Genomic DNA, 462 nt, shown 5'->3' with positions numbered 1-462 from the left:
GCCGCTACGGCCGCGCCCCACGCGGCGAGCGCTGCCGGCTCTTCGTGCCACAGGGTCATTACAAAACGACCACCGTCACCGCCGCTCTACGCAGCACCGGCCTGTGCGCCCTCGACCTCGCGGATGGGGCCACCAACGGCCGGCGCTTCCGCGACTATGTCGCCAACTGCCGCGTCCCGGTGCTGCGGCCCGGCGACACCGTGATCCTCGACAACCTGCAAGCTCACAAGGTCAGCGGCATCCGCGAGCGGGTCGAAGCGGCCGGCGCCCGACTGCTCGACCTTCCGCCCGACAGCCCCGAGTTCAACCCGATCGAGCAGATCTTCGCCAAGCTGAAAGCGCTGCTGCGGACCGCAGCCACCCGCACCGTACCCGACCTCCGGGAGGCCATCCGGCAGGCCTTCACCCGCTTCACGCCAGACGAGGGCCGCAACTGCCTCGACGCCGCCGGCTACGACAAAG

Annotated in this window: 1 protein-coding gene; it reads left to right on the top strand. The window is 70.3% G+C overall.

The window, feature by feature from the left end; all coding sequences use genetic code 11:
* Positions 1-462 (top strand): IS630 family transposase (locus MKK75_RS18720; RefSeq protein WP_244044037.1); only part of this gene is annotated, 462 nt, incomplete at both ends.

The sequence above is a fragment of the Methylobacterium sp. J-030 genome, from assembly GCF_022829545.1.
In the GTDB taxonomy this organism is placed as follows: domain Bacteria; phylum Pseudomonadota; class Alphaproteobacteria; order Rhizobiales; family Beijerinckiaceae; genus Methylobacterium.
Note: the sequence above shows the minus strand (reverse complement) of the source record. Positions and strands in the feature narration are given on the sequence as shown.